Genomic DNA, 25,155 nt, shown 5'->3' on the forward strand with positions numbered 1-25,155 from the left:
TCCATCCTGCGCCGCCGCGCGGTACGGTGTTCCCGCCTGGCGATGGGGCCGTTCGGGGGAGAGATCCGGCCGAGGGGTAGACCTCGTTGAGGATTCGACTAGCATTGAGCGAAAGCCTGTCCGTTTTGCTCAATTTAGTAGCTTAATGTCGGCTAACGTGGGTAACTGTGGATCAACTGCAGGCACGAGGCAGCTGGGGAAGGCGACCCTCGTCCACAGCCTGGAGGTCCCGGTGACGACACGTGGAGTTCTCTACATCCACTCCGCGCCCCGCGCGCTGTGCCCGCACGTCGAGTGGGCCGTCGCGGGGGTGCTCGGTGTGCGGGTGAGCCTGGACTGGATCCGCCAGCCGGCCGCACCCGGGCATTGGCGCGCCGAACTCTCCTGGCAGGGGGAGCCCGGCACCGCCTCCAAGGTCGCCTCCGCGCTGCGCGGCTGGCAGCTGATGCGGTACGAGGTGACCAGCGAGCCCTGCGCCACGGCGGAGGGGGAGCGGTACAGCAGCACGCCCACGCTCGGCATCTTCCACGCCGTCACGGGCATCCACGGAGACATCCTGATCCCCGAGGACCGGCTTCGGGCCGTCCTGCTGCGGGCCCGCAGCGAGGGCGCCGACCTGGAGGCCGAGATCTCCCGGTTGCTCGGCAAGCCCTGGGACGACGAACTGGAGCCCTTCCGCTACGCGGGCGAGGGCGCGCCGGTGCGCTGGCTGCACCAGGTGGTCTGAGACCGTACGCACGACGAAGGGGCCGGCGCTCGCGGAGAGCGCCGGCCCCTTCGTGCTGGGTGCCGCGGGGTGCGGACCGGGTCAGCGGGTGCGGAAGGCCAGCACCACGTTGTGGCCGCCGAAGCCGAACGAGTTGTTCAGCGCGGCGATCCGGCCCTCGGGCAGCGGGGTCGCCTCGGTCACGATCCTGGCGTCCACCTCGTCGTCCAGCTCCTCGACGTTGATGGTCGGCGGGGCGATCCGGTGGTACAGCGCCAGCACGGTGGCGACGGTCTCGATGCCGCCGGCGCCGCCCAGCAGGTGACCGGTCATCGACTTGGTGGCCGAGACCAGGATGTGGTCGAGGTCCTCGCCCAGCTCCTTGCGCAGCGCCTTCAGCTCGGCGGTGTCGCCCTGCGGGGTCGAGGTGGCGTGCGCGTTGACGTGCACGATCTCGGCCTTGTCCAGCTCGTTGCGGTCGAACAGGTCGGCCAGCGCGCGGGCCACGCCGGCGCCGGTCGGTTCGGGCTGGGCGATGTGGTGGGCGTCCGAGGACAGACCCTGGCCGACCGCCTCGCAGTAGATCCGGGCGTTGCGGGCCTCGGCGTGCTCCAGCGACTCCAGCACGACCACACCGGCACCCTCGCCCAGCACGAAGCCGTCGCGGGCCTTGTCGTACGGGCGCGAGGCGCGCTCGGGGTCGTCGTTCTGCTTGGACATCGCCATCATGTTGGCGAACGCGGCGATCGGCAGCGGGTGGATCGCCGCCTCGGTGCCGCCGGCCACCACGACGTCGGCGCGGCCGCTGCGGATCATCTCGATCGCGTAGCCGATCGCCTCGGCGCCGGAGGCGCAGGCGGAGACGGGGGTGTGCACACCCGCGCGGGCGCCGACCTCCAGACCGACGTTGGCCGCCGGAGAGTTGGGCATCAGCATCGGGACGGTGTGCGGGGAGACCTTGCGGGCGCCCTTCTCCTTCAGCACGTCGTACTGGTCGAGCAGGGTGGTCACGCCGCCGATGCCGGAGGCGATCACGGCGCCCAGGCGCTCGGGGGCGAGCTTGGAGGAGTCGTCGGTTGCCGGGGTCTCGAAGCCGGCGTCGGCCCAGGCCTCGCGGGCGGCGATCAGCGCGAACTGGGCCGAGCGGTCCAGCTTCCGGGCCAGCGGCCGGGGCAGGATCTCGCCCGGCTCGACCGCGGTGCGCGCGGCGATCCGGACCGGCAGGTCCTCGGCCCACTCCTCGGTCAGGGCCGCCACCCCGGAGCGCCCGGCGACCAGGTTCTCCCAGGTCGTGGCGGCGTCGCCGCCCAGCGGCGTGAAGGCGCCGATACCCGTGACGACCACGGTTCGGTTCTCAGCGGTCACTGGTCTCTCTTCTTTCACGTTCGTGCGGGGTCGGCGGCGAGCCGAGGAAGGGCCCGGCCGGGCGCCCGGGTGGGGCGTCCCGGCCGGCGGATCGGCCTGGCTCGGGGGAGCCGGGCCGACGGGTCAGCCGTCCGAGGCGTGCGTCACGCCGGACGGACTGGGCGACTCGTACGAGTCGGCTGATCAGGCGTCGGCGTTGGTGAGGATGTAGTTCACCGCGTCGCCGACGGTCTTCAGGTTCTTGACCTCGTCGTCCGGGATCTTGACGTCGAAGCGCTCCTCGGCGGCCACGACGACCTCGACCATGGACAGCGAGTCGACGTCCAGGTCGTCGGTGAAGGACTTGTCCTCCTGGACGTCCTCCGCCGGGATGCCGGCGATCTCGTTGACGATCTCGGCGAGACCTTCCAGGACCTCGTCCTTGGTAGCCATACTGGCTGCTCCTCTTCGGTGTTGAACGTGTCCGACCGTCAGCCGAACACGGGCTTGTGGATGGATGGGGCGAAACGCGCCTAGGGGAGCGTAACGACCGCCGCAGCGTAGACGAGACCCGCCCCGAACCCGATGATCAGCGCGAGGTCGCCGCTGTGGGCCTCGCCGGACTCCAGCATGCGCTCCATCGCCAGCGGGATGGAGGCGGCGGAGGTGTTGCCGGTCTCGGCGATGTCCCGGGCGACCGGCACCGACGCGGGCAGCTTGAGCGCCTTGATCATCGCGTCGGTGATCCGCATGTTGGCCTGGTGCGGGATGAAGGCGCCGAGCTGGTCGGCGGTGACCCCGGCGGCGTCCAGCGCCTGCTGGGCCACCTTGGCCATCTCCCAGACCGCCCAGCGGAACACCGGCTGGCCGTCCATCCGCAGGGCCGGCCAGGTGCGGCCCTGCTCCGGGTCCTCGGCCTGGCCGTTGATCGCGTCGGGCTTGGCGAAGGCGGTGTCCCAGGCCTGGGTCTGGGTGATGACGTCGGCCTGCGAGCCGTCCGAGCCCCAGATCAGCTTGCCGATGCCCGGGGTGTCGGACGGGCCGACGATCGCGGCGCCGGCGCCGTCGCCGAAGATGAAGGCGGTCGAACGGTCCGACTTGTCGGTCAGGTCGCTGAGCCGCTCGACGCCGATCACCAGCACGTACTCGGCGTTGCCGCCGCGGATCATGCCGTCGGCCAGGCCCAGGCCGTAGCCGAAGCCGGCGCAGGCGGCCGAGATGTCGAAGGCGGGGGCGGTGCCGCAGCCGAGCCGCTCGGCGATCTCGGTGGCGATCGCGGGGGTCTGCTTGAGGTGCGAGACGGTCGCGACGATCACGCCGCCGATCTGCTCGGGGGCGATGCCGGCCTGCGCGATCGCCTTGCCGGCGGCCTGCAGCGACATCTCGGCGACGCTCTCCTCCGGGCCCGCCCAGCGGCGCTCGGCGATCCCGCTGCGGGTGCGGATCCACTCGTCGGAGGAGTCGATCCACTCCAGGACCTCGGAGTTGGGGATGACCCGGACCGGACGGTAGCCGCCGACCCCGTGGATGCGGGCGTACTGCGCGCCGGTGGTGGGTCGGATCTGCGGCTTGGTCATGCCTGGTCCTCCTGGTCCTGCTGTTCCTGACCGCCGTGCTCCGCGATGAGCTCGCGGGCCTTGTCCAGATCGGCGGGGGTCTTCAGGGCGAGGGTGGCCACACCCTTCAGGTTGCGCTTGAACAGGGCGGTCAGCGTGCCCGCGGGGGACAGCTCGATGACGGCGGTCGCGCCCAGCTGCCCGAGGGTCTCCATGCAGAGGTCCCAGCGGACCGGGTTGGAGACCTGCGACACCAGGCGGGCCAGCACCTCGGCGCCGGAGCCGACGACCTCGCCGTCCTTGTTGGACACGTAGCGGACCTGCGGGTCGGCCACGGTCAGGCTCGGGGCCAGCGCGGCCAGCCGCTCGACGCCGGGGGCCATGTGCTCGGTGTGGAAGGCGCCGGCCACCTTGAGGGCGATCAGCTTGGCGCCGGCCGGCGGGTCCGCCTTCAGGTCCGCCAGCTGGGCCAGCGTGCCGGCCGCGACGATCTGGCCGCCGCCGTTGTTGTTGGCCGCCGTCAGGCCGTGCTCGGCCAGCTTGGCCGCGACGACCTCCGGGTCGCCGCCGAGCACGGCGGTCATGCCGGTCTCGGTGACGGTGGCGGCCTCGGCCATGGCCCGGCCGCGCTCGCGGACGAAGGCCAGGGCGTCATGGGCGCTGAGCACCCCGGCGCCGGCCGCGGCGGTGATCTCGCCGACGCTGTGACCGGCGACGGCGCCGACCAGCTTGCGGGCGACGTCCTCGTCCGGGAACAGCTCACGGGCGGTCATCAGACCGGCCGCGACCAGCAGCGGCTGGGCGACGGCGGTGTCCTTGATGTCCTCGGCGGACGCCTCGGTCCCGGCGTGCACCAGGTCGAGCCCGGCGACCTCCGACCAGCCGCGCAGGCGGTCGGCGACACCGTCGAGCTCCAGCCAGGGGCTGAGGAAACCGGGGGACTGGGCACCCTGTCCAGGGGCGACGATTACGAGCACGGTTCAACCCTCTCTCGCCAGGCGCCCAGGGGCGGGTAGGCGACGGTAACGAAGAAAACCATCCGGGATTGTATGGTCCCTACACTCCGGCTCAGCCGGGCTCCCCGGCGGCGGCGAGCCGGCCGAGGGCCAGTGCGATCCGCAGAGTGAACGCCGAACGTACGTCGGAGGGGGCGTACCCCGTGACGTCGGTCACACGTCGTAGCCGGTAGCGCACCGTGTTGGGGTGCACGAAGAGCATCCGGGCCGCCCCCTCCAGGGACGACGCCTGCTCCAGGTAGACACTCAGCGTCTCCAGCAGGGCGGAGCCGGCCTCGTCCAACGGTGTGTAGATCTCCTCCACCAACTGGGCGCGGGCGGCCTGGTCCCCGGCCAGTGCCCGCTCCGGCAGCAGGTCGTCCGCGAGCACCGGACGGGGGGCGTCCGGCCAGGCGGCGCAGGCCCGCAGGCCGGCCGCGGCGGCGTGCGCCGAGCGGGTCGCCGACAGCAGGTCCGGCACGGTCGGGCCGATCACCACCGGGCCCGGCGCGAACTGGCCGATCAGCGCCCGGGCGGCGTGCACCGGCTCCTTCTCACCGCCGACCACCACCACCAGGCGCTTGCCCAGGACCCCGGTCAACACGTTCAGCTTGGCGTACCGGGCGGCCCGGCGGATCGCCTCGACCACCAGCTCGCTGTCCCCGTCCGGGGCGCTGCCCATCACCACCCGGACCTGGCTGGGCTGGCCCCAGCCCAGCGCGGCGGCGCGGGAGAGCACCCCCTCGTCGGCGTCGCCGGACAGCAGGGAGTTCACCACCAGCGCCTCCAGCCGGGCGTCCCAGGCGCCGCGTGCCTCGGCCGCCTGGGCGTACACCTGGGCGGTGGCGAAGGCGATCTCCCGGGCGTAGACCAGCACGGACTCGCGCATGTCCGCCTCGTCGCCGGGGGCGGCCACCTCCTCGATGGCCTCCTCCATCACCTCGATCGTGGTGCGGATCAGCTCCACGGTCTGGCGCAGGGTGATCGCCCGGGTCAGCTCGCGCGGGGCGGTGCCGAAGACGTCGGTGGAGATCGCCCGGGCGGCCTCCGGGTGGCGGTACCACTCGGTGAAGGCCGCGATGCCGGCCTGGGCGACCAGGCCGATCCAGGACCGGTGCTCCGGTGGCATCCGCCGGTACCAGCCGAGTTGGTCGTCCATCCGCGCGATCGCGGCGGTGGCCAGCTTGCCCGAGGACTTCTCCAGCCGCTTGAGCGTCGCGGCCCGGCGCTCGGCCCGCTCGGCGGCGTTTCTGCGCTCCTGGGCCGTCAGACGGGGCGCGGGGCGGCCGGGGCGGTCGCGGCCGCCCCGGGGAGCCGGACTGTTCCCGGTGGGATCGGCTGCGGGAGTGGGATCGCTCTTGGAGTTCGCGGAAGCGGCTGGCACAAGGACAAGACTGCCTCACGCGGGTGACTGCTCGTGCACACCCCCCGGCGCGGGGGCCCGGTGGTCCCGGTCACACCCGTGGGCCGCGGGGCGTGCCCGTGCCCGGGGACGGGCCGCCCGGCACAGTACGGTGGGGCCCGTGACCGACGCCGCCGCCCGCCCCCGTGCCGACCTGCGCCGCACCGCCGAGCGCTACCGCTCCACCCCCGCCGAGGGCGTCGAGACCCGGCACGCGTTCTCCTTCGCCGGCCACTACGACCCGAAGAACACCCACTTCGGCGCGCTGCTCGCCTGCAACGAGGAACTCCTCGCCCCCGGCGCCGGGTTCGAGGAGCACAAGCACCGGGACACCGAGATCCTCACCTGGGTGCTGGAGGGCGCACTCGCCCACCGGGACTCGCACGGCCACAGCGGGGTGGTGCGCCCGGGCATGGTCCAGCACCTGAGCGCGGGCTCCGGGGTCACCCACACCGAGCGCAACGTCGGCGGTGCCACCGGCCCGGTGCGCTTCGTCCAGATGTGGCTGCAGCCGGACGAGTTCGACGCCGCCCCCGCGTACGGGCTGCGCAAGGTGGAACCGGCGGACGGCGGGTTGACGCTGCTGGCCTCCGGGCTGGAGCGGGACGCCGGGACGGACGCCCTGCGGCTGCGCCGCGGCGACGCCGCGCTCTGGCTGGCCACCGCCGGCCCGTGGCAGCCGCTGCCGCAACTGCCGGCGGCGCCCTGGCGGTACGCGCACCTGACGGCCGGCACGCTGGGCTACCGGACCGTCCCGGGGCCCAAGGGCGCCGGCCGGTCGATGGTGCCCGGCGACAGCGTGCGGATCACCGGCGAGGCCTTCGCCGACCCGGCGGCCGGCGAGACCGGCGCCCAGCTGCTGCTCTGGGAGATGCACTCGCCGGTCTCGTACGGCTGAGGTGGGCCCGTCCGCGAGCCCTTCAGCCCTTCAGCCCTTCAGCTCTTCAGCTCTTCAGCTCTTCAGTTCGGTGAGGACGGCGTCGGAGAGCGGCGGCCAGGCCTCGACGGCCCAGGGGCCGAAGTCCCGGTCGGTGAGCGCGATGCAGGCCGCGCCGGCCTGCGGGTCGACCCAGAGGAAGGTGCCGGACTGGCCGAAGTGGCCGAAGGTCTCGGGGGAGTTGGCGGTGCCGGTCCAGTGCGGGCTCTTGCCGTCGCGGATCTCGAAGCCCAGGCCCCAGTCGTTCGGGCGGCGGTGTCCGTAGCCGGGCAGCACGCCGCTGGTGCCGGGGAAGGCGACCTCGCGGGTGGCCCGCCGGACGGTGGACGGGTCCAGCAACCGGGGGGACTGCAGCTCGGCGGCGAACCGGGTGAGGTCGGCCACCGTGGACAGGCCACCGGCGCCGGCCGGGGACTTGATCGCGGTGTTGATCAGGGTGTCGTGCATGCCCAGCGGCTCGAACACCGCCTCGGCGACGTACTGGTGGAACGCGATCCCGGCGGCCTCGGCCAGGGTGCGGGCGAGCACGTCGAAACCGGCGTTGGAGTAGAGCCGGCGGTTGCCGGGCTCGGCGAACAGCCGGTCCTCGTCGAAGCCGAGGCCGGAGGTGTGGGCCAGCAGGTGGCGGACGGTGGAGCCGGGCGGGCCGGCCGGGTCGTCCAGCTCGAACACGCCCTCCTCCAGGGCGACCAGGGCCGCGTAGGAGGTGAGCAGCTTGGTCACCGAGGCCAGCGGGAAGAGGTGCTGCTGCGGACCGTGGGCGGCCAGCACCGCGCCGTCCGACCCCCGGACCACCGCGGCGGCGGCGTGGGGCACGGGCCAGTTGTCGATCATCCGCAAGCTCTCCATGCGGTCGACTCTAGCCGGGCCCGGATCGGGGTGGTGGGGCCACCCGGCTGAGCGGCTTGCTTGGAGTGCACTCCAACTCGGTAGCGTCGTTCCCGTCTACAGGACAGGGGGAATCGATCATGGCCACACCCGTACGGGCCAGGGCCGGGCTGCGCAGCTGCGCCGAGGTGTACCAGGGCCCGGCCGGCGAGCCGGACCGCACCCCGCGGCACACCATCAGCGAGGTCGCCGCGGCCAGCGGGCTGACCGCCCACACCCTGCGCTGGTACGAGCGGATCGGCCTGCTCGACCCGGTCGACCGCGCGGTCGGCGGCCAGCGCCGCTACTGCGACGCGGACCTGCACCGGCTGGCCTTCCTGAGCCGGCTGCGGCTGACCGGGATGTCGGTGGCGGACATGCTCAAGTACGTGGACATGGCCCGCCGCGGCGAGGAGACCTACCCCGAGCGGCGGGAGCTGCTGGAGGCGCAGCGCGAGGAGGTCCGGCAGCGGATCACCGACCTCCAGGCGACGCTGGCCGTCCTCGACCACAAGATCGATCTCTATGCCGGGAAGGTCGCCGACAGTGCCGGCACCCCCGTCCGATGCCAGTACCAACGACCAGAGGAAGAGCAGAGCGCATGACTCACCCCGTCCTTCCCACCGCCCCCCTCGGCACCGACGGCCCGCTGGTGGGCGTCCAGGGCCTCGGCTGCATGGGCATGAGCGAGTTCTACGGCCCGACCGACTCCGCCGAGGCGCTCGCCACGCTGGACGCCGCGCTGGACGCCGGTGTCACGCTGTTCGACACCGCGGACATGTACGGCTCCGGCCGCAACGAGGAGTTCATCGGCCCCTTCGTCCGGGCCAACCGCGACCGGGTGGTGCTCGCCACCAAGTTCGCCATCGAGCGCGACGAGAACGACCCGACCAAGCGCGCCATCCGCAACGACCCCGCGTACATCCGCGGTGCCGTGGAGGGCTCGCTGCGCCGCCTCGGCGTGGACGTGATCGACCTCTACTACATGCACCGCCGCAACCCGGAGGTGCCGCTGGCCGAATCGGTCGGCGCCATGGCCGAGTTGGTGCAGGCCGGCAAGGTCCGGCAGCTGGGCCTGTCCGAGGTGACCGGGGCGGAGCTGCGCGAGGCGCACGCCGTCCACCCGATCGCCGCGGTGCAGTCCGAGTGGTCGGTGTTCGCCCGTGACGTCGAGCGCTCGGCGGTGCCGGCCGCGGCCGAGCTGGGTGTCGCCTTCGTGCCGTACTCGCCGCTCGGGCGCGGCTTCCTGACCGGCGCCTTCCAGGACGCCGCGAACCTCGCGGCGGACGACTTCCGCCGCACCCACCCGCGCTACACCGGGGAGAACGCCGTCGCCAACGGCGAACTGCTCACCCCGCTGCGGAAGATCGCCGAGGCCCACGACGCGACGCTCGCCCAGGTCGCGCTGGCCTGGGTGCACCAGCGGGCCGAGGTGCACGGTCTGACCGTCGTGCCGATCCCCGGCACCCGCAAGCGCAGCCGGCTGGCCGAGAACACCGCCGCGGCCACCCTGCGGCTGAGCGCGGAGGAGCTGGCGCTGCTGGAGCCGCTGGCCGGGCAGGTCGCCGGGGACCGTTACGCGGACATGCGCAACACCTCGGTCGGGCGGGAGTAGCGCCCGCGGGGCCCGGGGAGTCTGCGACTCCCCGGACCCCGGACCCCGGGCCTTCGGGCCCCGGGGGGCTCAGGCCTTGCGGCCCATCCAGGCGGCCAGCCGGGTGTGCACGTCGGCGTCCGCGGAGGCCGGCCGCACCGCGCCGAACGGGACGCCCTCGACCCGGCTCGCGGGCGGCAGGACCAGCTCGGCGACGGCCAGCGCGGTGTGCGCCAGGGCGTCGTCCAGGACGAAGCCGTTGTCGAGGGCGGTGGCGATGTCCCAGGAGTGGGTGACCGTCTCCATCACGTAGCCGCCGACCACCATGCCGCCGGGCACCTCGCCCCAGGGGGCGAAGGTCGGGCGGCCCAGCTTGGCGTCGTCCGCCCAGGCGGCGGTGGCGCGGGCGGTGGCCCGGGCGAGCGCGGCCGGCCAGCCCTCGTCGGACGGGTCCTCGATGGCCGGCACGATGTCCTGGGACCGGCCGCCCTCGCCCAGGTAGGCGAACCGGTGGACGCCGCCGACCACGTGGTTCAGCAGCTGACGCAGCGTGAACTCCTCGCACGGGGTGGGCCGGTCGAGGTCGGCGGGGGTGACGGCGGCGAACAGCTGCGCCAGCTGGCCGAGGGCGGTGAGGTACTGCGGGCGGGCGTCCTGGACGGCGCTCATCTGCGTTCGGCTCCTTCGTACGGTGTGGTGTTGCGCGGTGCGGTGTGTGCTGCGCGGTGCGGTCTTTCGGGCTCGGAACGCAATCTCCCAGTAAAACCTGACAAGCGCCGTCAGGATTGTTGGGATTCTGGTGCCATGAAGGCCGAACGCCTGCTCTCGATCCTGCTGCTGCTCCAGACCCGGGGCCGGGTGCCCGCCACCGAACTGGCCGAACGGCTGGAGGTGTCCGTCCGCACCATCTACCGCGACGTGGAGTCGCTCTCCGCCGCCGGGGTGCCGGTGTTCACCGAGCGCGGCCGGCACGGCGGCATCAAGCTGCTGCCCGGCTACCGCACCGACGTCACCGGGCTGACCGCGGACGAGGCCCGGGCGCTGTTCGTGCTCTCCGCCCAGGGTGCCCACAGCGACCTCGGGCTGGACGGCGCGCTCGGCTCGGCGCTGCGCAAGGTGATGGCGGCGCTGCCCGCCCCGCACCGCCCGGCCGCCGAGCGGATCAGCGAGCGCGTCCTGGTCGACCCGGCGCGCTGGATGCAGAACCCCCAGGCGGGCACCGGGAGCGGGCCCGACCTGGGCGAGTTGCAGTACGCGGTGTTCGCCGACCGGCGGCTGCGGCTGCGCTACCGGCACAGCGGCACGCCCGCGCCGGTCGAGTACACCGTCGACCCGTACGGGCTGGTGAGCAAGGCCGCGGTCTGGTACCTGGTGGCCGATCTGGGCGGCGAGCCGCGGCTGTTCCGGGTCGACCGGGTGCTGGACGCCGAGACCACCGGGGAGGCGGTGCGCCGCCGGGCCGGGGTGGCGCTCGGCGAGGTGTGGGCGGCGCTGCGCGAGCAGGTGGAGCGGCTGCCGAAGGACCTGCCGGTGCGGGTGCGGGTCCGGCGCGGACGGCTGGACATGTTCCTGCGCATCCACGGCGGCCGGGTCACCGCGGCGCCGCCGGAGGCGGGCACCGGGCCGGCCGAGGAGTGGGTCGAGCTGGCGATGGCCTTCCCGGCCGCGGCGGCCGTCCGCTCGCTGCTGGCCTTCGGCGCGGAGGTCGAGGTGCTGGGCCCGCCGGCCGCCCGGCGCGAGCTGGCGCGGGCGGCGGCGGAGGCCCTGCGGCTGTACCAGGAGCAGCCGACCTGACGGGGACCCGGACCGACCGAGCCGGACCGACTAGGAGTCGGACTGGGGCCGGACCACGTCGCGGTAGTCCCCGAGCGAGATCGCCGCGAAGTTGTGCAGGCTGTCGGTGCCGTCGGTGAAGTAGCCGTTGTGGCCGGAGGCCCGGGCGGAGGAGATCTGCTCGGCGCCGAAGCCGCTGCCGGTCGGGTCGGCGCCGTGGCCGAGCTTGCCGACCTCCAGGAACGGGACGTTGCCGATCCAGTCGCTGGGGTTGCGGGTGGCCCACACGTGCACGCCGCGGCCCAGGTCGCCGGCGGACTGCACGCCCATGCCGGGGCTGCCGAACACCATCATGTCGGTGATGCCGGAGGTGTCGGAGGGCGAGGCGGCCGCGCGCGGGATCCTCGGGGCGGCGGTGCCGCAGACCACCGAGCCGTACGAGTGGCAGAGCAGCGACGGGGGCGCGTCCGGCCGGGTGGTCTCCTTGAGGCCGGCCAGCAGCCGCTCCAGGCGGGGCGCGGCGACGTCGGCGAGCCGGGAGGTGGCGGCGTCCGGGCCGAGGCCGGAGGGGGTGACGTACCCGGTCCAGGCGATCACGGCGGTCCGGGTGCCCGGGGCCTGGCGCTGCTCCTCGGTGTACAGGGCGCGGGCCATGCCGGCCGGGGAGCGCAGCGGTTCGGCGGTCTGGTCGAAGTGGCCGAGGTCGGCGTCCGAGCCGGGGACGAGGACGGAGATCCGCTCGGCGTCGGCGAGGTCGCCCCAGACCTCGGTGACCAGGCCGCGGCCGCGCGGGTCGAAGGCGAGGACCTGCCGGTCGGGGGAGAGCAGGTGCTCGACGTCGTTGGCGCGGGAGACGGCCAGCGCTCGGGTGTCCGAGTCGAGCTTCTTGTCGGCCGCGCGGACCCGGGCGGCGTCGCGCTCGTCGGCCAGGGCGATCCGGTTGGCGCGGTAGCGCAGGTCCAGCGGGGCGCCGTCGTAGTTGCCGACGACCAGCGGGTACGCCTTGACCAGCCGGTCCAGCTCGGTGGGCGCGAGCGAGGCGAAGAACGCGGCGGCGTCGGCGGGGCTGGTGGTGGCCGGGTCGGGCAGCAGGCGGCCGAAGGAGTGGTCCTGGATCCAGGCGGCGCTGCCGGCCGGGGGCGTGGAGATCGCCAGCTGCTCCGAGGAGACCGCGGCCGCGGCCGCCGAGGCACCGGCGTCGGCGAGCACGGCACAACCCGCGAACGCCCCGATCAGTACCCGCTTCCAGCGTCGACGGTTGCGCACCGCACCAACTCCCTTGGGGCCCGTCACCGTTTCTCGGGCGGTGCCCGGAGGGTGCGATTGGACTGCTGAACTTCCCTGAACTTTCCCTGGGCAAGCGTAGAGGTCACGGGAGGGTGACGGACCTGCCTAAACTGTGGGATGGATCACATGAACCGGGGGTGTCCTTCCAGCGTCTCCGAGTAGCTGGTAGTGCGGCGTCAGCCGGAGTGCCGGGCGTCGAATCCGGCGACCACCCGCTTGGGTGCCGTGCGCCGCCAGGCCTCGGTGACCAGGTCGTCGAGCTCCTCCCGGTCGACCAGGTCCAGTCGGACGCTCACCCAGCCGTGCCGGCCGACGTACCGGGCGAAGGAGAACACCTCGGGCTCGGCCGCGATCAGTTCGGCCTGGTCCTCGCGGGAGGCCTTGAGGGTGATGCTGTCCCCCTCGGGCGAGCCCATCGCGAAGACCTTGCCGCGCACCCGCAGCGTCTCGATGCCCCAGGTCGGCTCCTGGGCGGCCTCGGGGAGACCCAGGGCCATCGCGCGGAACTCATCGAACGTCACCATGGCCGCAGGGTAGACCAGGGCTCGGACGGCGCGCCCCCGGCGTGCGGGTCGGCACACCGGGGGCGCGCGTCCGGAGGGTGGGTCCGGCTCAGCCGAGCGAGGCCCAGTTGTCACAGGTGCGGTCGCTGTCGACCAGCCGGTCCGGGTGGCCGCTGCCGTCGGCGATCGAGATCCGGCGGTAGCTCTGGCCGCAGAACGCCCAGAACTCGCTGTTCCCGCCGACCCGTTGGCGGTCCGGGACGGGCAGGAAGCAGTCCACCCGGCTCAGGCCGTTCAGCGAGGACCACTGGGAGAGCTCGCGGTCGGTGCGCTCGCGGACGTCGGTGTGGGCGGAGCCGTCGGCGATCGAGATCAGCCGGTACTGCTGACGGCCGCTGGTGGTGTGGAAGCACCAGTACCAGCTCTTGCCGCCGACCCGCTGCTGGTCCGGCACCGGCAGCCAGCAGTCGACCTGGCCGACGCCGCTGAGCGAGCCCCAGTAGGTGAGGTCGCGGTCCGAGCGCTCCAGGGCGGTGGTGTACCGGCCGTTGGCGCAGGTGATCGAGACCAGCCGGTACTGCTGGCGGCCGATGGTGCTGTGGAACACCCAGTACCAGCTCTTGCCGCCGGGGTCCTGCTGGTCCGGTACGGGCAGCACGCAGTCGACCCGGCCGACGCCCTGGAGGCAGGTCCATCTGGTCAGCCAGGCGTCGTCCTCGACCTTGCGGTCGGTGTGGGCGGAGCCGTCGGCGATCGAGATCAGCCGGCAGCGGTCGCCGTGGAAGGCCCAGTACTGGCTCTGGCCGTTCCGGCGGTACTGGTCCGGGACGGTGACGAACTCGTCGCAGGGGTAGGCCTTCACCGGTTGCGGCGTGGGCCGGCCGCCGGTCTGGGTGCCGGTCTGGGTGCCGGTCTGGCCGCCGTTCTGCCGGCCGACCGGGGTGAGCCGCCCCTCGCAGAGCCCGCGCAGGATGCTCAGGGACGGCATGAAGGCGTACACCGAGCCGGTGGTCCGGACGAACTGCGCGAAGCTCAGCGGGGTGTGCTCGACCAGGCCGCTCGCGTCCCGGCTCTCGAAGTCGACCGGGGTGATCTCGCGGCTGTCCGGGTCCAGGCAGTTCTGGGTGACCGGGTCACGGCCCGGCACCGGACGGGGTTTGGCGTGCCCGGGCGGGGTGTTCCCTTGGCTGTCCCGGTTCGGCGGGAAGTTCGGCTGGTCCATCCAGTCGACCTGGATGAACTCGAACTGCCGCTGGATGTCCGCCTGGTAGCAGATGAACAGCAGGCCGCGCGGGTCGTCGGGGCCGCCCGGGCCCTCGGAGGCCGGGTCGAACGGGGCGCCGTACGGGGTGCCTCGGCGCATGATCCGCCGGCCGTTGAGGTCCTTGGCGTCGAACGGGGGCTTGTCCGGGGCCTCCTGGAGGCCGGCGCGCGGTTCGGTCTTGCGCAGGTGCGACCAGAGCGGGGTGACCAGGCCCTCCGGGTCGTCCCGGAAGGTGAAGTCGTTGTCCTTGGCGGCGTCCGGGTTGTTCGGCACGTCCCGGTCCGGGTGCTTGCAGACCGGTGCGCCGGAGCGCCAGCGGCCGACCAGCCGGGCGGCCAGCCACTCCGTGGTGGCGTGCTCCGGGACGGCCTTGGCGCTCCTCAGCTCCTCCAGCTTGACCGCGACCTGCGACCACCAGCCGGGCACGTCCTGGGCGAGCCGGCGGATCACCTGGAAGGAACCGTTGCGGGCCCACTCGGGGTACTGGCTCGGCGGGCCGCTGAACTGGTCGTTGGGCAGCCCGCAGATGAACTCGCCGGCCGGGATCAGCCGGGTTCCCGGGTGGCCGTCCACCTCGTCCGGCTTGCTCGGGTTCGGCTGGTCGAAGCCCCGGATGCCGGGCTCGCTGATGCCGTCCTTGAAGCCGAAGTGCTCCTTGCCGCGCCGACTGCCCAGCAGGGTCTGGGCGTTCTGCTGGTAGACGATCAGCACCCGGCACTCGGCGGCGGCGATCCGCTGGGCCTCGATCGCCGACTGGAGGTCCCGCTCGGTGTCCGCGGAGATCTTCAGCACGGCGTGGATCGGCTGGTTCGTGCCGTTGCCGAACAGCCAGGTCTCCGGGCGGTTGTCGCCGGTGTCGCCGAGGGCGCCCGCCCGCTTGGCCGAGCCGTCCTTGAAGGCCTCCAGGCCGCCGCCGACCGGTGGGGGCGTGGGGAACGGATCGCTGCCGGCCAGCATTCGCATGCCCTCGTAGGTGAAGCTGACGCCCAGCCAGGTGGCGTTCAGCGACTTGGGGTCGTCGCCGCCGGCGGCCTGTTTGGCCTCGCTGAACCGTTCGTTGAACGCGGCGACCTCGCGGGTGGTGGAGATCTGCGGGGTCAGCCGGCGCAGCCAGTCGCGGGCCCGGGCGGCGTCCTCGAACTTCAGGAACAGGACGCTGACGTTGTCCTTCTTGAAGCCGGCCAGGACGTCGCCCTGGATCTCCTCGCTCTCGCGCAGGCTCAGATCCGTGGTCATCGTTCTCGGGGTTCCTTCCGGGGGTGCAGGGGGGATCAGGGGTTGGGGGGGATCAGGCGGAGGGGCCGAGCTGCACCCACTGGGCGACGCTGGGCACACCCTTGTCGCTGAGCAGGAAGAGCAGGTACCAGCCGGGCGGGGCGGCCTTGGCGTCCGGCGGGGCCTGGAACTCCAGCCGGTTGCCGGCCCGGCTGGTGAGCCGTAGGTCGACGTAGCGCTGGCTGGTGTTGACCGAGTGGGTGGAGGTGGTCGGCGCCATGAGGACGGCTCTGCCGGCGAGGGCCGGGGTGGTGCTGGTGACGGTGAACTTCCTGTCGTAACCGACCGGCGCGGTGGGCGCGTTGGCGAGTGCGGGCCGGTCGCCCTGGTGCAGGTAGGGCGGTTCGTAGATCTCGATGGTGCCGTTCATGGTGATCGGGCCGGAGGTGCCCGGGACGCCGTCGACGGTGCCGTTGATGTCCGTGTTGTTGGCCATCTGCTGGAGCTCGTCGCCGGTCACCATGACCCGGCCGTCCGGCAGCACCACCGCGTTGGAGTGGTAGCCGCGCGGCAGCCGCTGGACCGGGCCGAGCTGCCAGTCGCCCTGGTCGTCGCGCAGTTCGATCTGGCGGTACTTGAGGTCGGCGTTGGGGTTGTACGGGCCGTTGCCGTAGTCGCGGATGTCGTAGGCGCCGTTGACCGTCATCAGCCGGCCGTTGGGCAGCAGCAGGGTGTCGTCCTGGGTGCGGCCGAAGGCGCGGGACTTCTCGGCGGTCCAACTGCCGTTGGAGAAGCGCAGGGTGCTCGGGTTGTCGCGGTCGCCGCCGAGGACCAGTGCGGAGTCCGGGCCGTTGGCTCCGCCGGGCAGCATCACGGCGGAGCCGTAGTTGCGCTTGCGGCCGTCGGGGCGGGCGGTGAGGTCGGTGCGGGTCTCGGCGACCGGGTCGAACTTCCACTGCTCGTTGGCCGCGCGGCCGAAGCCGTAGACGTTGCCGTCGTTGAGCGAGAACAGGTGCGGGTAGTCGAAGCTGAACGGCGCGTCGACCTTGAACCGTTCGACCGGGGTGTTGGCGGGGGTGTCGGTCTTCTTCACCGGCACCGGGAAGGCCTTGGCGGGGAAGCGCTCGACCACCGGGGTCGGGGTGCCGTAGCCGAGTTCGGACTGGCCGGACATGATCAGCTGCCGGCCGTCGGCGCCGGTCACCACCGAGGGGTACCAGCGGCCCACCGACATGTCGGGGTTGCGGGTCCAGGTCTCCGTCCACGGGTCGAAGACCAGCGAGAGCTTGGCGCCGGTGCCGCCGTTGCCGCCCAGGTTGCCGCCGAAGACGCCGAGCATGCCGTTGGGCAGGAAGGAGTGGCCGGAGCAGAAGAACGGCACCGGGCGGGGCTCGTTCAGGCCGTCCGGCATGTCCGAGACCGGCGGGTTGACCTGCTTGAACGCGTCCTTGCCGGTGCCTTTGGCGGGATCCCAGAGAAAGGCCCGGCCGGCGTTCTCCTTGCCGGTGGTCTGGGTGGGGGCGGGCTCCTTCTCCGGGTTGGTCTCGATCCGTTCGAAGGAGAACAGCAGCACCTTGCCGGTGGGCAGCAGGGCGACGTGGTCGCCGAAGTCGGGGGACGGGAAGTACTCCTTGAACGCGCCCCAGGTCTCCGGTGCGAAGGCCTTGTTGTGGTCGGCCTGGGAGGCCGTCAGGGCGTTGTACCGGTTGGTCCGGGTGGTCTGCGGGTAGTCGCCGATGCCGCGGACGGCCGCGCGCATCCGGGCGTGCTCCTCGGCGTGCTCCTGACCGAGGGCGGCGACCTCGTCCTGGCGCATTTCCTCGGCGATCCGGCGGGAGTCGACGTGCGGGGCGAGGTCGTCCCCGCCGTGGGCGAGCGCCGGGGCGGCGGCGCCCAGCAGGGTGCCGGCGCCGACGGCGAGGACGACGGCGGTGGCCGGCAGCCGGCGGCCGGCCCGGGGCCGGGACTGCGGGCGCGGTGGGCACGGGGACATGGGTCTCCTAGGGCGGGGGTGTTCCGGGGAGGGGCGGCGAATGCGGACAGGCGGGCCGTGGGCGGGCGCGGTCCAGCGATGGTCGCCGACCGTCACACGACATCACAGTGCGTGGTGGTTCGCATGCGGATGCACCCCTTGGAGCGGTCGCCGCTCCGGGGGCGTCTCGGAACGGCCGCAGGGGCGCGGACCGGTCGGTCCGCGCCCCTGTCGTGCCCTGATCGCCCGGCGTGCGTCACACCACTCCCAGCGCGTACGCGGCGAACAGCGCCGCGGCCGTGCCGGCCAGCGCCTTGCCGGCCCGGGAGAAGGACGTCCAGGGCCCGTCGAAGCGCCGGGTGAACCACCCGATCGCCACCAGGGCGGCACCGAACAGCGGGAGCAGGGCCAGCCGGGCGACCACCCAGCCGAGCGAGTCCGGTGCGGTGGTCAGGCCGGGAACGGCACCCAGGCCGGCCGCGCCGGGCACCGCCACGGCGAGCATCGCGCTCTGGTGCCAGCAGAAGATCGTCATCGCCGACAGGTTGACGACCACCACCGGCAGCCACAGCAGCGGACGGCGGCTCAGCAGCCGGCCCAGCCGCTCCCGCAGCAGCACCGCGGCGCCGCACTGCGCCGCGGCCAGGGCGAGCACCAGCAGGGACGGCGGGTGCGAGTTGGTCCGCTCGACGCCCGGCACCCCGACCATGCTGGCCGGGTAGTGGAACACCACCAGCAGGACGGCGAACAGCGCGCCGCCGCCGAGCAGCAGCACCCGGGCCGCCGACCGGCCGAGCCGGCCCTGCGCCCACAGCACACCCAGCTGGTAGCCGAACATCCAGCCCGGCAGCAGGTTCAGCAGGCCGAGCCAGGAGGGCATCGCGTCGGCCCACGGCCCGTACCGCAGCAGGTCGACGGTCGCGACCGAGGTCACCAGCAGGGCCGCCGACCAGCCGCCGAGCCGCCGCCCGAAGGCCGTGCAGAGCGGGGTGAGCGCGGTCAGTGCCAGGTACACCCCGATGTACCAGAGCGGCTGCACCACCAGCGTCGCCCCGGTGCGCAGGGTGTCCGCGGGCACGCCGAGCCGGGGCAGCAGCGGGATCAGCAGCGCCCACACCGCCGTCACCCCGAGCACCGGGCGCAGCAGCCGGACCGTCCGGGTCCGCAGCCAACTCCCGTACGACAGGCCCTTCTCCCGGGCCCGCTCCAGTGAGCGGACCGAGGAGTGGCCGCCGACCAGGAAGAACACCCCGAGCATCTGCAGCACCCAGCTGGCCGGGGCGAAGAAGCCGAGCGAGGAGAGCGGGCTGGCGTTGTGCAGGGCGCCGTCGGGGGAGAGGGTGAGGCCGCCGAGCATCCAGTGGCCGATCGGGACGGACAGCAGGGCGAGGGCGCGCAGCCCGTCCAGGGCGCGGTCGCGGCTCTCGGGGGTCTTCGCGTCGACCTTCTCGGCGGCGCGGCGCAGGGTGGTGAGCGGGTGGGCCATGGCGGTGCTCCTTCCAGTAGGGGGCTTCAGCGGCCGAGCGCGATGGCGGCGTAGGCGGCGAGCGAGGCGGTGCCGGGGGCGAAGTAGCCGGTGTGGCCGTGGGATCCGGTGGAGGGCAGCGGGCGGGCGCCGAAGCCGGGGGCGGTCGGGTCGGCGCCGTGGCCGAGGCCGAGGAACCGCACGTTGGGCACGTCGCCGATCCAGTCCGAGTCGTTGCGGGTGGTGGCCCAGAGCGGGACGCCCGGGTCGAGGTCCGCGGCCGAGTCGACGCCCATGCCGGGCGAGCCGAGCACCACCAGGCCGGAGGCCCGGGCGGGGGTGGGGCGGGCCAGGCCGCAGACCACCGAGCCGTAGCTGTGGCAGAACACGGTGGCCGGGGCCTCGGGGCGGGTGCTGACGGCGAGTCCGTCGAGCAGCCGGTCGAGGCGGGTGGCGCCGGCCCGGGCGAGGTCCTCGGTGGCGGCGTCGACGCCGAGGCCGAGCGGGGTGGTGTAGCCGGCCCAGGCGATCACGGCGGTGCGTCCGTCGGTGGCCTGGTGGAGGGCGCGGGCCATGCCGGCGGGGGTGCCGTACGGCTCGGTGGCGCGGTCGAAGGTGAGCAGGTCGATGTCGGAGCCGGGGACGACCACGGCGGTGCGCGGGGCGGTGGCCAGGTCACCGAACACCTCGGCGACCTGGCCGCGGCCGCGCGGGTCGAAGGCGAGGATCTGCCGGCCGCCGTCCAGCAGGGTGCGGTAGCGCTCGGCGCGGGTGCGGGCGGCCCGGTGGTCCTGGGGGGTGAGGGCCGGGTCGATGGCCCGGGCGAGTTCCCGGTCGCGTTCGGCGGTGAGGGCCAGGGTGTTGGCGCGGTAGCGGAGTTGGACCGGGGCGCCGTCCAGGTTGCCGACCACCAGGGGGTGCCGGGCGGCCAGCGCGTCCTGCTGGGCCGGCGTCAAATCGGCGAAGAAGGCGGCGACCTGGGCGGGCGTGCTGGTGGCCGGGTCGGGCGGTCGGAGGCCGAGTGCGGTGTCGGCGGTCCAGCCGGCGCTGTCCGGCGGCGGGCCGGTGAGGGCGGTCTGGGTGTCGGCGGCCCAGCCGCCCGCGCCGAGCACCACCGCCAGGGCCACCGCGGTGGCGGCGAGCGCCCGCTTGGTCCGGAACCTGCGCATGTCCGTGTTCTCCCTCGTCCGTTCGGCTTCCGACGAGGAGGAAGGTAGGAATGCGACGGCCCCGCGGACGTCACTCCGCGGGGCCAACTCCAGGGTGCTACCCAGGTAGTACTCGGAACGTCACTGACCTGGCGTCACCAGACCGGACTCGTAGGCCAGCACCACCGCCTGGGCGCGGTCGCGCAGGTCGAGCTTGCCGAGGATGCGCCCGATGTGGGTCTTGACGGTCTGTTCGGCGAGCACCAGCTGCGCGGCGATCTCCTGGTTGGACAGCCCGCGGGCGATCAGCTCCAGCACCTCGGTCTCGCGCGGGGTCAGGCCGTTGAGCCGCAGCTTGGGGTCGCGGCGCTTGGCGGGCCGGTTGCGGGCGAAGTCGGCGATCAGCCGCCGGGTGACGGAGGGGGCGAGCAGTGCCTCGCCGGCCGCGACCACCCGGACGGCGGCGATCAGGTCGGCCGGCGGGGCGTCCTTGAGCAGGAAGCCGCTGGCCCCGGCGCGCAGCGCCTCGTACACGTAGTCGTCGACGTCGAAGGTGGTGAGCATCAGCACCTTGGGCCGGTGGGCGCCGGGGACCGCGGGGTCGAGCAGTCGCCGGGCGGCCTCCAGGCCGTCCATGACGGGCATCCGGACGTCCATCAGCACCAGGTCGGGGTGGGTGCGGCCGGTGACCTCCAGGGCCTGGGCGCCGTCCGCCGCGTCCCCCACCACGTCGATGTCGCTCTGGGCGTTGAGCAGGGCGGCGAAGCCGGCCCGCACCATGGCCTGGTCGTCGACGATGATCACGCGGATGGTCATGCGGGTGTCTCCTGGGGTGGGTCGATCGGCAGGACGGCGGCCACCTTGAAGCCGCCGTCCGGCAGCGGGCCGGTGTCCAGCCTGCCATCGACCAGCCGGACGCGTTCGCGCATTCCGACCAGGCCGTGACCGGTGCCCTCGACCGCGGCCTCCAGCGACTCGGTGCGCTGCGGCGGGGGCGCGTTGACCACGGTGAGCCGTAGTTCCGAGCCGTCCGCCGAGAGCGACACCCAGGCCCGGGCGCCGGGGGCGTGCCGGACCACGTTGGCCAGCGCCTCCTGCACGATCCGGTAGGCGGAGAGGCCGACGGCCTGCGGCACCCGGTCGGCCAGCCCCTCGTCCACGGTCAGTTCGGCGGGCACCCCGGCCCGCCCCACCGTCTCGACCAGCTGGGCGAGTTGGGCTACTCCCGGCTGCGGGGCGGTCTCCCCGCCGGTGTCCTCGCTGCGCAGCACCCCGAGCAGCCGGCGCATCTCGGCCAGCGACTCGCGCGCGGTGCCGGCGATCGCGGTGAACTCCTCGGCGGCGTCGGCCGGGACGCCCTCGATCCGGTACGGCGCGCTGGCGGCCTGCACCGCGATCACCGACATGTGGTGGGCCACCACGTCGTGCAACTCCCGGGCGATCCGGGTGCGTTCCTCCAGCAGGGTGCGCCGCTCGCGCTCCGCCTCGCTGATCTGCTCCTGCTCGGTGAGCAGCCGGCGGGCGACGGCGCGGTCCCGGACGGCCCAGCCGAGCAGCAGGACGGCGCCGCTGAGCGCGATCAGCAGCACGGTGGTGCCGTCGCCGGCCCGGGGCAGTCCGAGGGTGGCGGTGAGGATGGTGAGCAGGACGGTGGCGACCCAGACCGCGATCACGGTGGCCCGGCTCTCCCGCAGTCCGAGGGCGAGCAGCAGGAAGAGGTACGCCAGGATCATCGGCGCCGTCCAAGGCCAACTGCCCGCCAGCTGGTGCTGGTGGGCGGTGATGACGGCGGTGGTGACCAGGGCGACGGCGCTGATCCACCAGGCGGCCAGCGGCCGGGTGACGGCGAGGAACAGCGGCGTGGTCTGGGCGATGGTGAGCGCGGCGGCCACCGGCAGCACCAAGCCGTAGAAGTCGACCAGGTTGGCGATCCCGGTCGGGATCAGCGCGGCCTGGAGGATGATCACGACGGCGTACGGGAGCCGGCGCACCCAGCGGCGGCGGGAGTTCCCGAGCAGCGGGGTGTCGTCCTCGCTGGGGGTGGTGAGGTGGTGCCGCAGGGTGCGCAGCTGGCGGAGGGCGAACCCGCGGGCGTCGGCTTCGGTGAGCGTTTTCATCGCGGGCCAGCCTAGGAGGGCGGGCCCGCGCGGGGCGTCGGACTGGAGCGCGAACTTCCGGGGGCTACTGCGGTACGGGGTGATACCCGGGTATGACGGCGGCGCCGGGCGGGCGGGTGCCGCTGTCGGGAGGCGGGGGGAGGCGCGGGGAGGCGCGGGGAGGCGCTACGGCTGCCAGTGGCCGGCCAGCGCGGGGCCGAGCTGGTCGAAGTGGCGCTCGATCACGGCGACCATGCCCTCGGGTCCGGCCGGTTCCTGTTCGGCGGTCCAGGACAGGTGGGCGGAGCGCAGCAGGCTGCCGAAGACGGCGGCGAGCACGACCGGGCGCAGGTCCCGGGCCGGGTCGATCCCTTCGCGTTCGGCGAGCACCTGGCCCACCAGCCGCTCCTGCTCGGTCACCCGGCGCAGGTGGGCGGCGAGCAGCGGCGGGGTCTCCTCGATGATCCGCAGCAGTTCCAGGGCGCTGCTGATCGAGCCGGGGCCGGAGGTCCGGGCGTTGCCGAGGTCGCGCCAGGCCTTGACGATCGAGGCGCGCAGGGCCTGGAGCGGGGTCTCCTCGGCGGGGCGGTGGCGCAGGCACTCGATGAAGTAGTCCTCGGCGTCGGCCATCACGGCGAGGGCGACCTCGTCCTTGTTGGCGAAGTAGCGGAAGAAGGTGCGCTGGGAGACGTCGACGGCGGAGGCGATCTCGTCGACGGTGGTCTTGGCGAAGCCCTGGCTGAGGAAGAGCATGTGGGCGGCCTGGACCAGGGCGTCCCGGGTCTGCTGCTTCTTGCGCTCCCGCAGACCGGGTGCCCGGTCGGCGTCCGCAGCGGCGGGGCGGGGGGTGCGAGCGGCCATGGCGGGGCCTTCCGGGCGCTGGTGTGGCGGGTGGGAGCACAACCTTAGCGGCCTGACAAATGTCAGTGCAGGTCAGAAGTCATTGTTTGCCGATTGTCAGTGGCTGACATAATCTGCCGGAGTGGCGCTCGCCGGCCGGGCACTCGTGGGGACGGGTGGGTCGGCGCAGCGCCACCGTCACGTTCCGATCTCTGTCACGCCCCCGGAGGGCCCAGATGAGTCAGTCCGTCGTCAAGAACTCCGAGGCGGACGCACCGCCACCGCCGAATCCGTCGGGGGGAGGGCTCAAGGGACACCCCTGGCTGACCCTGCTGACCGTCGCGGTCGGCGTGATGATGGTCGCTCTGGACGGCACGATCGTCGCCATCGCCAACCCGGTGATCCAGGAGAAGCTGAAGGCCGCGCCGTCCGAGATCCAGTGGGTCACCAGCGGCTACCTGCTGGCGCTCGCGGTCTTCCTGATCACCGCCGGCAAGATCGGTGACCGCTTCGGCCACAAGACCACCTTCCTGGTCGGCGCGGTCGGTTTCGCCGCCACCTCGGCCGCGATCGGCTTCGCCGGCAACATCCAGACCGTGATCGCCTTCCGCGTCCTCCAGGGCCTGTTCGGCGCGCTGCTGCAGCCGGCCGCGCTTGGCCTGCTGCGCGGGGCCTTCCCGGCCGAGAAGCTCAACATGGCGATCGGCATCTGGGGCGGGGTGATCGGCGCCTCCACCGCCGCCGGCCCCATCGTCGGCGGCCTGCTGGTGGAGCACGTCAGCTGGGAGTCGGTGTTCTTCATCAACATCCCGGTCGGCCTGATCGCGGTCGCCCTCGGCCTGTGGATCCTCAAGGACGTGCGGGCCGAGAACGCCGCCAAGTCCTTCGACGTGCCGGGCATCGCGCTGCTCTCGGTCGGAATGTTCGCGCTGGTCTTCGGCATCATCAAGGCCCCCGAGTGGGGCTGGGGCGACGCCCGGACGCTGCTGCTCCTGGGCGGCGCGGTGCTGCTGATGGTGCTCTTCGCGCTCTGGCAGGGCCGGGCGGAGGAGCCGTTGATCCCGCTCAGCCTGTTCCGCTCGGTGCCGCTGTCGGCGGGCGTGCTGCTGATGGTGCTGATGGCCTTCGCGTTCTTCGGCGCGATCTTCTTCGTGACCTTCTACCTGCAGAACGTGCACGGGATGAAGCCGGTCGACGCCGGCGTCCACCTGCTGCCGATGACCGGCATGATGATCGTCGGCTCGCCGCTGGCGGGCATCGCGATCGGCAAGCTAGGCCCGCGCGTCCCGATCACGGCCGGGATGCTGATCACCACCGCCGCGATGTTCGGCATGTCCACCCTGGACACCGGCTCCGGCACCGGCGTGATGTCGCTCTGGTTCGTCCTGATGGGCCTGGGCATCAGCCCGGTCATCGTCGGCGCCACCGAGGTCATCGTCGGCAACGCCCCGCTGGAGCTGTCCGGCGTGGCCGGCGGCCTCCAGCAGGCCGCGATGCAGGTCGGCGGCAGCCTCGGCACCGCCGTGCTGGGCGCCCTGATGGCCGCCAAGGTCGGCGACGTGCTGCCCGGCAACTGGGCCAAGGCCGGCCTGCCGCCGGTCGAGGGCCCGCAGGCCGAGGGCCTCAAGCAGGCCGCCCAGCTGGGCATCGCCCCGCCGGCCCCGCCCGGCACCCCGCAGCAGGCGGTGGACGCGATGGCCGGCGCCGTGCACCAGTCCTTCGTCAGCGGCATGTCGCTCGCCTTCGCGGTGGCCGCCGTGGTGGCCTTCGGCGCCGCGCTGCTCGCCCTGCTGACCCGCCGCGGCGAGACCGACGCGGGCCCGGCCGTGCACATCTGAGCCCGCCCCTGACCGGCGGCCCCGGACTCCGTGGGGGAGTCCGGGGCCGCCTCTTCCTCGCTCGGGCCCGGGTGAGCGCCACCAGCGGGACCGTCCGGGCCGCGGTCCGGTAGCCGGCGAACTGCGGCTGGGCGGCGACCTGGCGGGCCCGGAGCGCGTCGTGCCCGGCCGGGTCGACCGGGGCCGCCGGGGCCGGGTGGCGGGCGGTGCCGATCTCGACGGTGATCTCGGGGTGGGCGACCAGGTCGCGGTGCCGGACCGGGTCGGTGTTGCTGCCGCGGTCGGAGGCCAGGACCACCGAACGCCGAAGGGGCCGGACTCCGCACGGAGTTCGGCCCCTTCAGGCGTTAGCG

At 73.4% G+C, this 25,155-nt stretch carries 23 protein-coding genes; 6 read left to right on the plus strand and 17 right to left on the minus strand.

Annotated features, from left to right (window positions below):
• The first annotated feature begins 232 nt into the window (after positions 1–232).
• Positions 233–727 carry a DUF3145 domain-containing protein gene (locus ACFWIS_RS00975; protein WP_188304317.1) on the plus strand — a complete coding sequence of 165 codons (495 nt, stop codon included), beginning with the start codon at positions 233–235 and terminating at the stop codon, positions 725–727.
• Between the two features lie 81 nt (positions 728–808).
• Here the strand turns inward: ACFWIS_RS00975 and fabF are convergent, their stop codons facing one another.
• From fabF to ACFWIS_RS01000, 5 genes are all read right to left on the minus strand, one after another.
• Positions 809–2,071: a beta-ketoacyl-ACP synthase II gene (fabF, locus tag ACFWIS_RS00980; RefSeq protein ID WP_380460599.1), complete on the minus strand. Its 1,263-nt coding sequence runs from the start codon at positions 2,069–2,071 to the stop codon at positions 809–811.
• Positions 2,072–2,254: 183 nt separating this feature from the next.
• On the minus strand, positions 2,255–2,503 hold the full coding sequence (locus ACFWIS_RS00985; protein WP_380460597.1) for an acyl carrier protein: 249 nt from the start codon (positions 2,501–2,503) through the stop codon (positions 2,255–2,257).
• Positions 2,504–2,583: 80 nt separating this feature from the next.
• A complete protein-coding gene (locus tag ACFWIS_RS00990; protein ID WP_380460595.1) occupies positions 2,584–3,627 on the minus strand; it encodes a beta-ketoacyl-ACP synthase III in 1,044 nt (347 codons plus the stop codon).
• On the minus strand, positions 3,624–4,583 hold the full coding sequence (locus ACFWIS_RS00995) for an ACP S-malonyltransferase (RefSeq protein WP_380460593.1): 960 nt from the start codon (positions 4,581–4,583) through the stop codon (positions 3,624–3,626). Before ACFWIS_RS00995 ends, ACFWIS_RS00990 begins: the two co-directional genes overlap by 4 nt.
• A gap of 91 nt (positions 4,584–4,674) precedes the next feature.
• The gene (locus tag ACFWIS_RS01000) at positions 4,675–5,871 is read right to left on the minus strand and encodes a PucR family transcriptional regulator (RefSeq protein WP_380460627.1); all 1,197 of its coding nucleotides are present in this window, start codon (positions 5,869–5,871) and stop codon (positions 4,675–4,677) included.
• A 253-nt stretch (positions 5,872–6,124) separates the two neighbouring features.
• Between ACFWIS_RS01000 and ACFWIS_RS01005 the strand changes: the two genes are divergently transcribed.
• Entirely contained in the window at positions 6,125–6,901 is a 777-nt protein-coding gene (locus tag ACFWIS_RS01005; protein WP_380460592.1) for a pirin family protein, read from the plus strand.
• Between the two features lie 54 nt (positions 6,902–6,955).
• Here the strand turns inward: ACFWIS_RS01005 and ACFWIS_RS01010 are convergent, their stop codons facing one another.
• Positions 6,956–7,789: a serine hydrolase domain-containing protein gene (locus tag ACFWIS_RS01010; RefSeq protein WP_380460590.1), complete on the minus strand. Its 834-nt coding sequence runs from the start codon at positions 7,787–7,789 to the stop codon at positions 6,956–6,958.
• 119 nt (positions 7,790–7,908) lie between these two features.
• Here ACFWIS_RS01010 and ACFWIS_RS01015 point away from each other — a divergent pair, with 119 nt between their 5' ends.
• Positions 7,909–8,412, plus strand: a complete 504-nt coding sequence (locus ACFWIS_RS01015; RefSeq protein WP_380460588.1) for a MerR family transcriptional regulator — start codon at positions 7,909–7,911, stop codon at positions 8,410–8,412.
• Complete coding sequence (locus ACFWIS_RS01020) at positions 8,409–9,422, plus strand: aldo/keto reductase (RefSeq protein WP_380460586.1); 1,014 nt, start codon at positions 8,409–8,411, stop codon at positions 9,420–9,422. Before ACFWIS_RS01015 ends, ACFWIS_RS01020 begins: the two co-directional genes overlap by 4 nt.
• Before the next feature lie 69 nt (positions 9,423–9,491).
• Here ACFWIS_RS01020 and ACFWIS_RS01025 read toward each other — a convergent pair whose 3' ends face one another.
• Positions 9,492–10,070: a TIGR03086 family metal-binding protein gene (locus tag ACFWIS_RS01025; protein ID WP_380460584.1), complete on the minus strand. Its 579-nt coding sequence runs from the start codon at positions 10,068–10,070 to the stop codon at positions 9,492–9,494.
• A 135-nt stretch (positions 10,071–10,205) separates the two neighbouring features.
• On the opposite strand from ACFWIS_RS01025, the gene ACFWIS_RS01030 reads away from it, so the two are divergent.
• A complete protein-coding gene (locus ACFWIS_RS01030; protein ID WP_380460582.1) occupies positions 10,206–11,195 on the plus strand; it encodes a helix-turn-helix transcriptional regulator in 990 nt (329 codons plus the stop codon).
• 30 nt (positions 11,196–11,225) lie between these two features.
• On the opposite strand, the gene ACFWIS_RS01035 is transcribed toward ACFWIS_RS01030, so the two are convergent.
• From ACFWIS_RS01035 to ACFWIS_RS01075, 9 genes are all read right to left on the minus strand, one after another.
• Positions 11,226–12,440, minus strand: coding sequence for an alpha/beta hydrolase (locus ACFWIS_RS01035; protein WP_380460580.1), 1,215 nt, complete (start codon positions 12,438–12,440; stop codon positions 11,226–11,228).
• A gap of 197 nt (positions 12,441–12,637) precedes the next feature.
• The gene (locus tag ACFWIS_RS01040; RefSeq protein ID WP_380460578.1) at positions 12,638–12,985 is read right to left on the minus strand and encodes an MmcQ/YjbR family DNA-binding protein; all 348 of its coding nucleotides are present in this window, start codon (positions 12,983–12,985) and stop codon (positions 12,638–12,640) included.
• Between the two features lie 88 nt (positions 12,986–13,073).
• Positions 13,074–15,464, minus strand: a complete 2,391-nt coding sequence (locus ACFWIS_RS01045) for a Dyp-type peroxidase (protein ID WP_380460576.1) — start codon at positions 15,462–15,464, stop codon at positions 13,074–13,076.
• A 52-nt stretch (positions 15,465–15,516) separates the two neighbouring features.
• The gene (locus ACFWIS_RS01050) at positions 15,517–17,436 is read right to left on the minus strand and encodes a galactose oxidase-like domain-containing protein (RefSeq protein ID WP_380460574.1); all 1,920 of its coding nucleotides are present in this window, start codon (positions 17,434–17,436) and stop codon (positions 15,517–15,519) included.
• A gap of 235 nt (positions 17,437–17,671) precedes the next feature.
• Entirely contained in the window at positions 17,672–18,901 is a 1,230-nt protein-coding gene (locus tag ACFWIS_RS01055; RefSeq protein WP_380460572.1) for an acyltransferase, read from the minus strand.
• Between the two features lie 26 nt (positions 18,902–18,927).
• Complete coding sequence (locus ACFWIS_RS01060) at positions 18,928–20,049, minus strand: alpha/beta hydrolase (protein ID WP_380460570.1); 1,122 nt, start codon at positions 20,047–20,049, stop codon at positions 18,928–18,930.
• Positions 20,050–20,169: 120 nt separating this feature from the next.
• Complete coding sequence (locus ACFWIS_RS01065; RefSeq protein ID WP_380460568.1) at positions 20,170–20,844, minus strand: response regulator; 675 nt, start codon at positions 20,842–20,844, stop codon at positions 20,170–20,172.
• Positions 20,841–22,145 carry a sensor histidine kinase gene (locus ACFWIS_RS01070; protein ID WP_380460566.1) on the minus strand — a complete coding sequence of 435 codons (1,305 nt, stop codon included), beginning with the start codon at positions 22,143–22,145 and terminating at the stop codon, positions 20,841–20,843. Before ACFWIS_RS01070 ends, ACFWIS_RS01065 begins: the two co-directional genes overlap by 4 nt.
• Positions 22,146–22,310: 165 nt before the next feature.
• Positions 22,311–22,985, minus strand: coding sequence for a TetR/AcrR family transcriptional regulator (locus tag ACFWIS_RS01075; RefSeq protein WP_380460564.1), 675 nt, complete (start codon positions 22,983–22,985; stop codon positions 22,311–22,313).
• 215 nt (positions 22,986–23,200) lie between these two features.
• On the opposite strand from ACFWIS_RS01075, the gene ACFWIS_RS01080 reads away from it, so the two are divergent.
• Positions 23,201–24,802, plus strand: coding sequence for an MFS transporter (locus ACFWIS_RS01080; RefSeq protein ID WP_380460562.1), 1,602 nt, complete (start codon positions 23,201–23,203; stop codon positions 24,800–24,802).
• On the opposite strand, the gene ACFWIS_RS01085 is transcribed toward ACFWIS_RS01080, so the two are convergent.
• Entirely contained in the window at positions 24,687–25,100 is a 414-nt protein-coding gene (locus ACFWIS_RS01085) for a nitroreductase/quinone reductase family protein (RefSeq protein WP_380523438.1), read from the minus strand. The genes ACFWIS_RS01080 and ACFWIS_RS01085 overlap by 116 nt on opposite strands.
• Between the last annotated feature and the right edge of the window lie 55 nt (positions 25,101–25,155).

Source organism: Kitasatospora sp. NPDC127060 (assembly GCF_042724935.1).
Classification (GTDB): Bacteria; Actinomycetota; Actinomycetes; order Streptomycetales; family Streptomycetaceae; genus Kitasatospora.

Bases quoted from the DNA above. Each gene is read 5' to 3' on its own strand.
- ACFWIS_RS00985 (WP_380460597.1), bottom strand. From the start codon at position 2,503: ATGGCTACCAAGGACGAGGTCCTGGAAGGTCTCGCCGAGATCGTCAAC.
- ACFWIS_RS00990 (WP_380460595.1), bottom strand. From the start codon at position 3,627: ATGACCAAGCCGCAGATCCGACCCACCACCGGCGCGCAGTACGCCCGC.
- ACFWIS_RS01010 (WP_380460590.1), bottom strand. From the start codon at position 7,789: ATGGAGAGCTTGCGGATGATCGACAACTGGCCCGTGCCCCACGCCGCC.
- ACFWIS_RS01015 (WP_380460588.1), top strand. From the start codon at position 7,909: ATGGCCACACCCGTACGGGCCAGGGCCGGGCTGCGCAGCTGCGCCGAG.
- ACFWIS_RS01020 (WP_380460586.1), top strand. From the start codon at position 8,409: ATGACTCACCCCGTCCTTCCCACCGCCCCCCTCGGCACCGACGGCCCG.
- ACFWIS_RS01025 (WP_380460584.1), bottom strand. From the start codon at position 10,070: ATGAGCGCCGTCCAGGACGCCCGCCCGCAGTACCTCACCGCCCTCGGC.
- ACFWIS_RS01030 (WP_380460582.1), top strand. From the start codon at position 10,206: ATGAAGGCCGAACGCCTGCTCTCGATCCTGCTGCTGCTCCAGACCCGG.
- ACFWIS_RS01040 (WP_380460578.1), bottom strand. From the start codon at position 12,985: ATGGTGACGTTCGATGAGTTCCGCGCGATGGCCCTGGGTCTCCCCGAG.
- ACFWIS_RS01045 (WP_380460576.1), bottom strand. From the start codon at position 15,464: ATGACCACGGATCTGAGCCTGCGCGAGAGCGAGGAGATCCAGGGCGAC.
- ACFWIS_RS01050 (WP_380460574.1), bottom strand. From the start codon at position 17,436: ATGTCCCCGTGCCCACCGCGCCCGCAGTCCCGGCCCCGGGCCGGCCGC.
- ACFWIS_RS01055 (WP_380460572.1), bottom strand. From the start codon at position 18,901: ATGGCCCACCCGCTCACCACCCTGCGCCGCGCCGCCGAGAAGGTCGAC.
- ACFWIS_RS01060 (WP_380460570.1), bottom strand. From the start codon at position 20,049: ATGCGCAGGTTCCGGACCAAGCGGGCGCTCGCCGCCACCGCGGTGGCC.
- ACFWIS_RS01065 (WP_380460568.1), bottom strand. From the start codon at position 20,844: ATGACCATCCGCGTGATCATCGTCGACGACCAGGCCATGGTGCGGGCC.
- ACFWIS_RS01070 (WP_380460566.1), bottom strand. From the start codon at position 22,145: ATGAAAACGCTCACCGAAGCCGACGCCCGCGGGTTCGCCCTCCGCCAG.
- ACFWIS_RS01075 (WP_380460564.1), bottom strand. From the start codon at position 22,985: ATGGCCGCTCGCACCCCCCGCCCCGCCGCTGCGGACGCCGACCGGGCA.
- ACFWIS_RS01080 (WP_380460562.1), top strand. From the start codon at position 23,201: ATGAGTCAGTCCGTCGTCAAGAACTCCGAGGCGGACGCACCGCCACCG.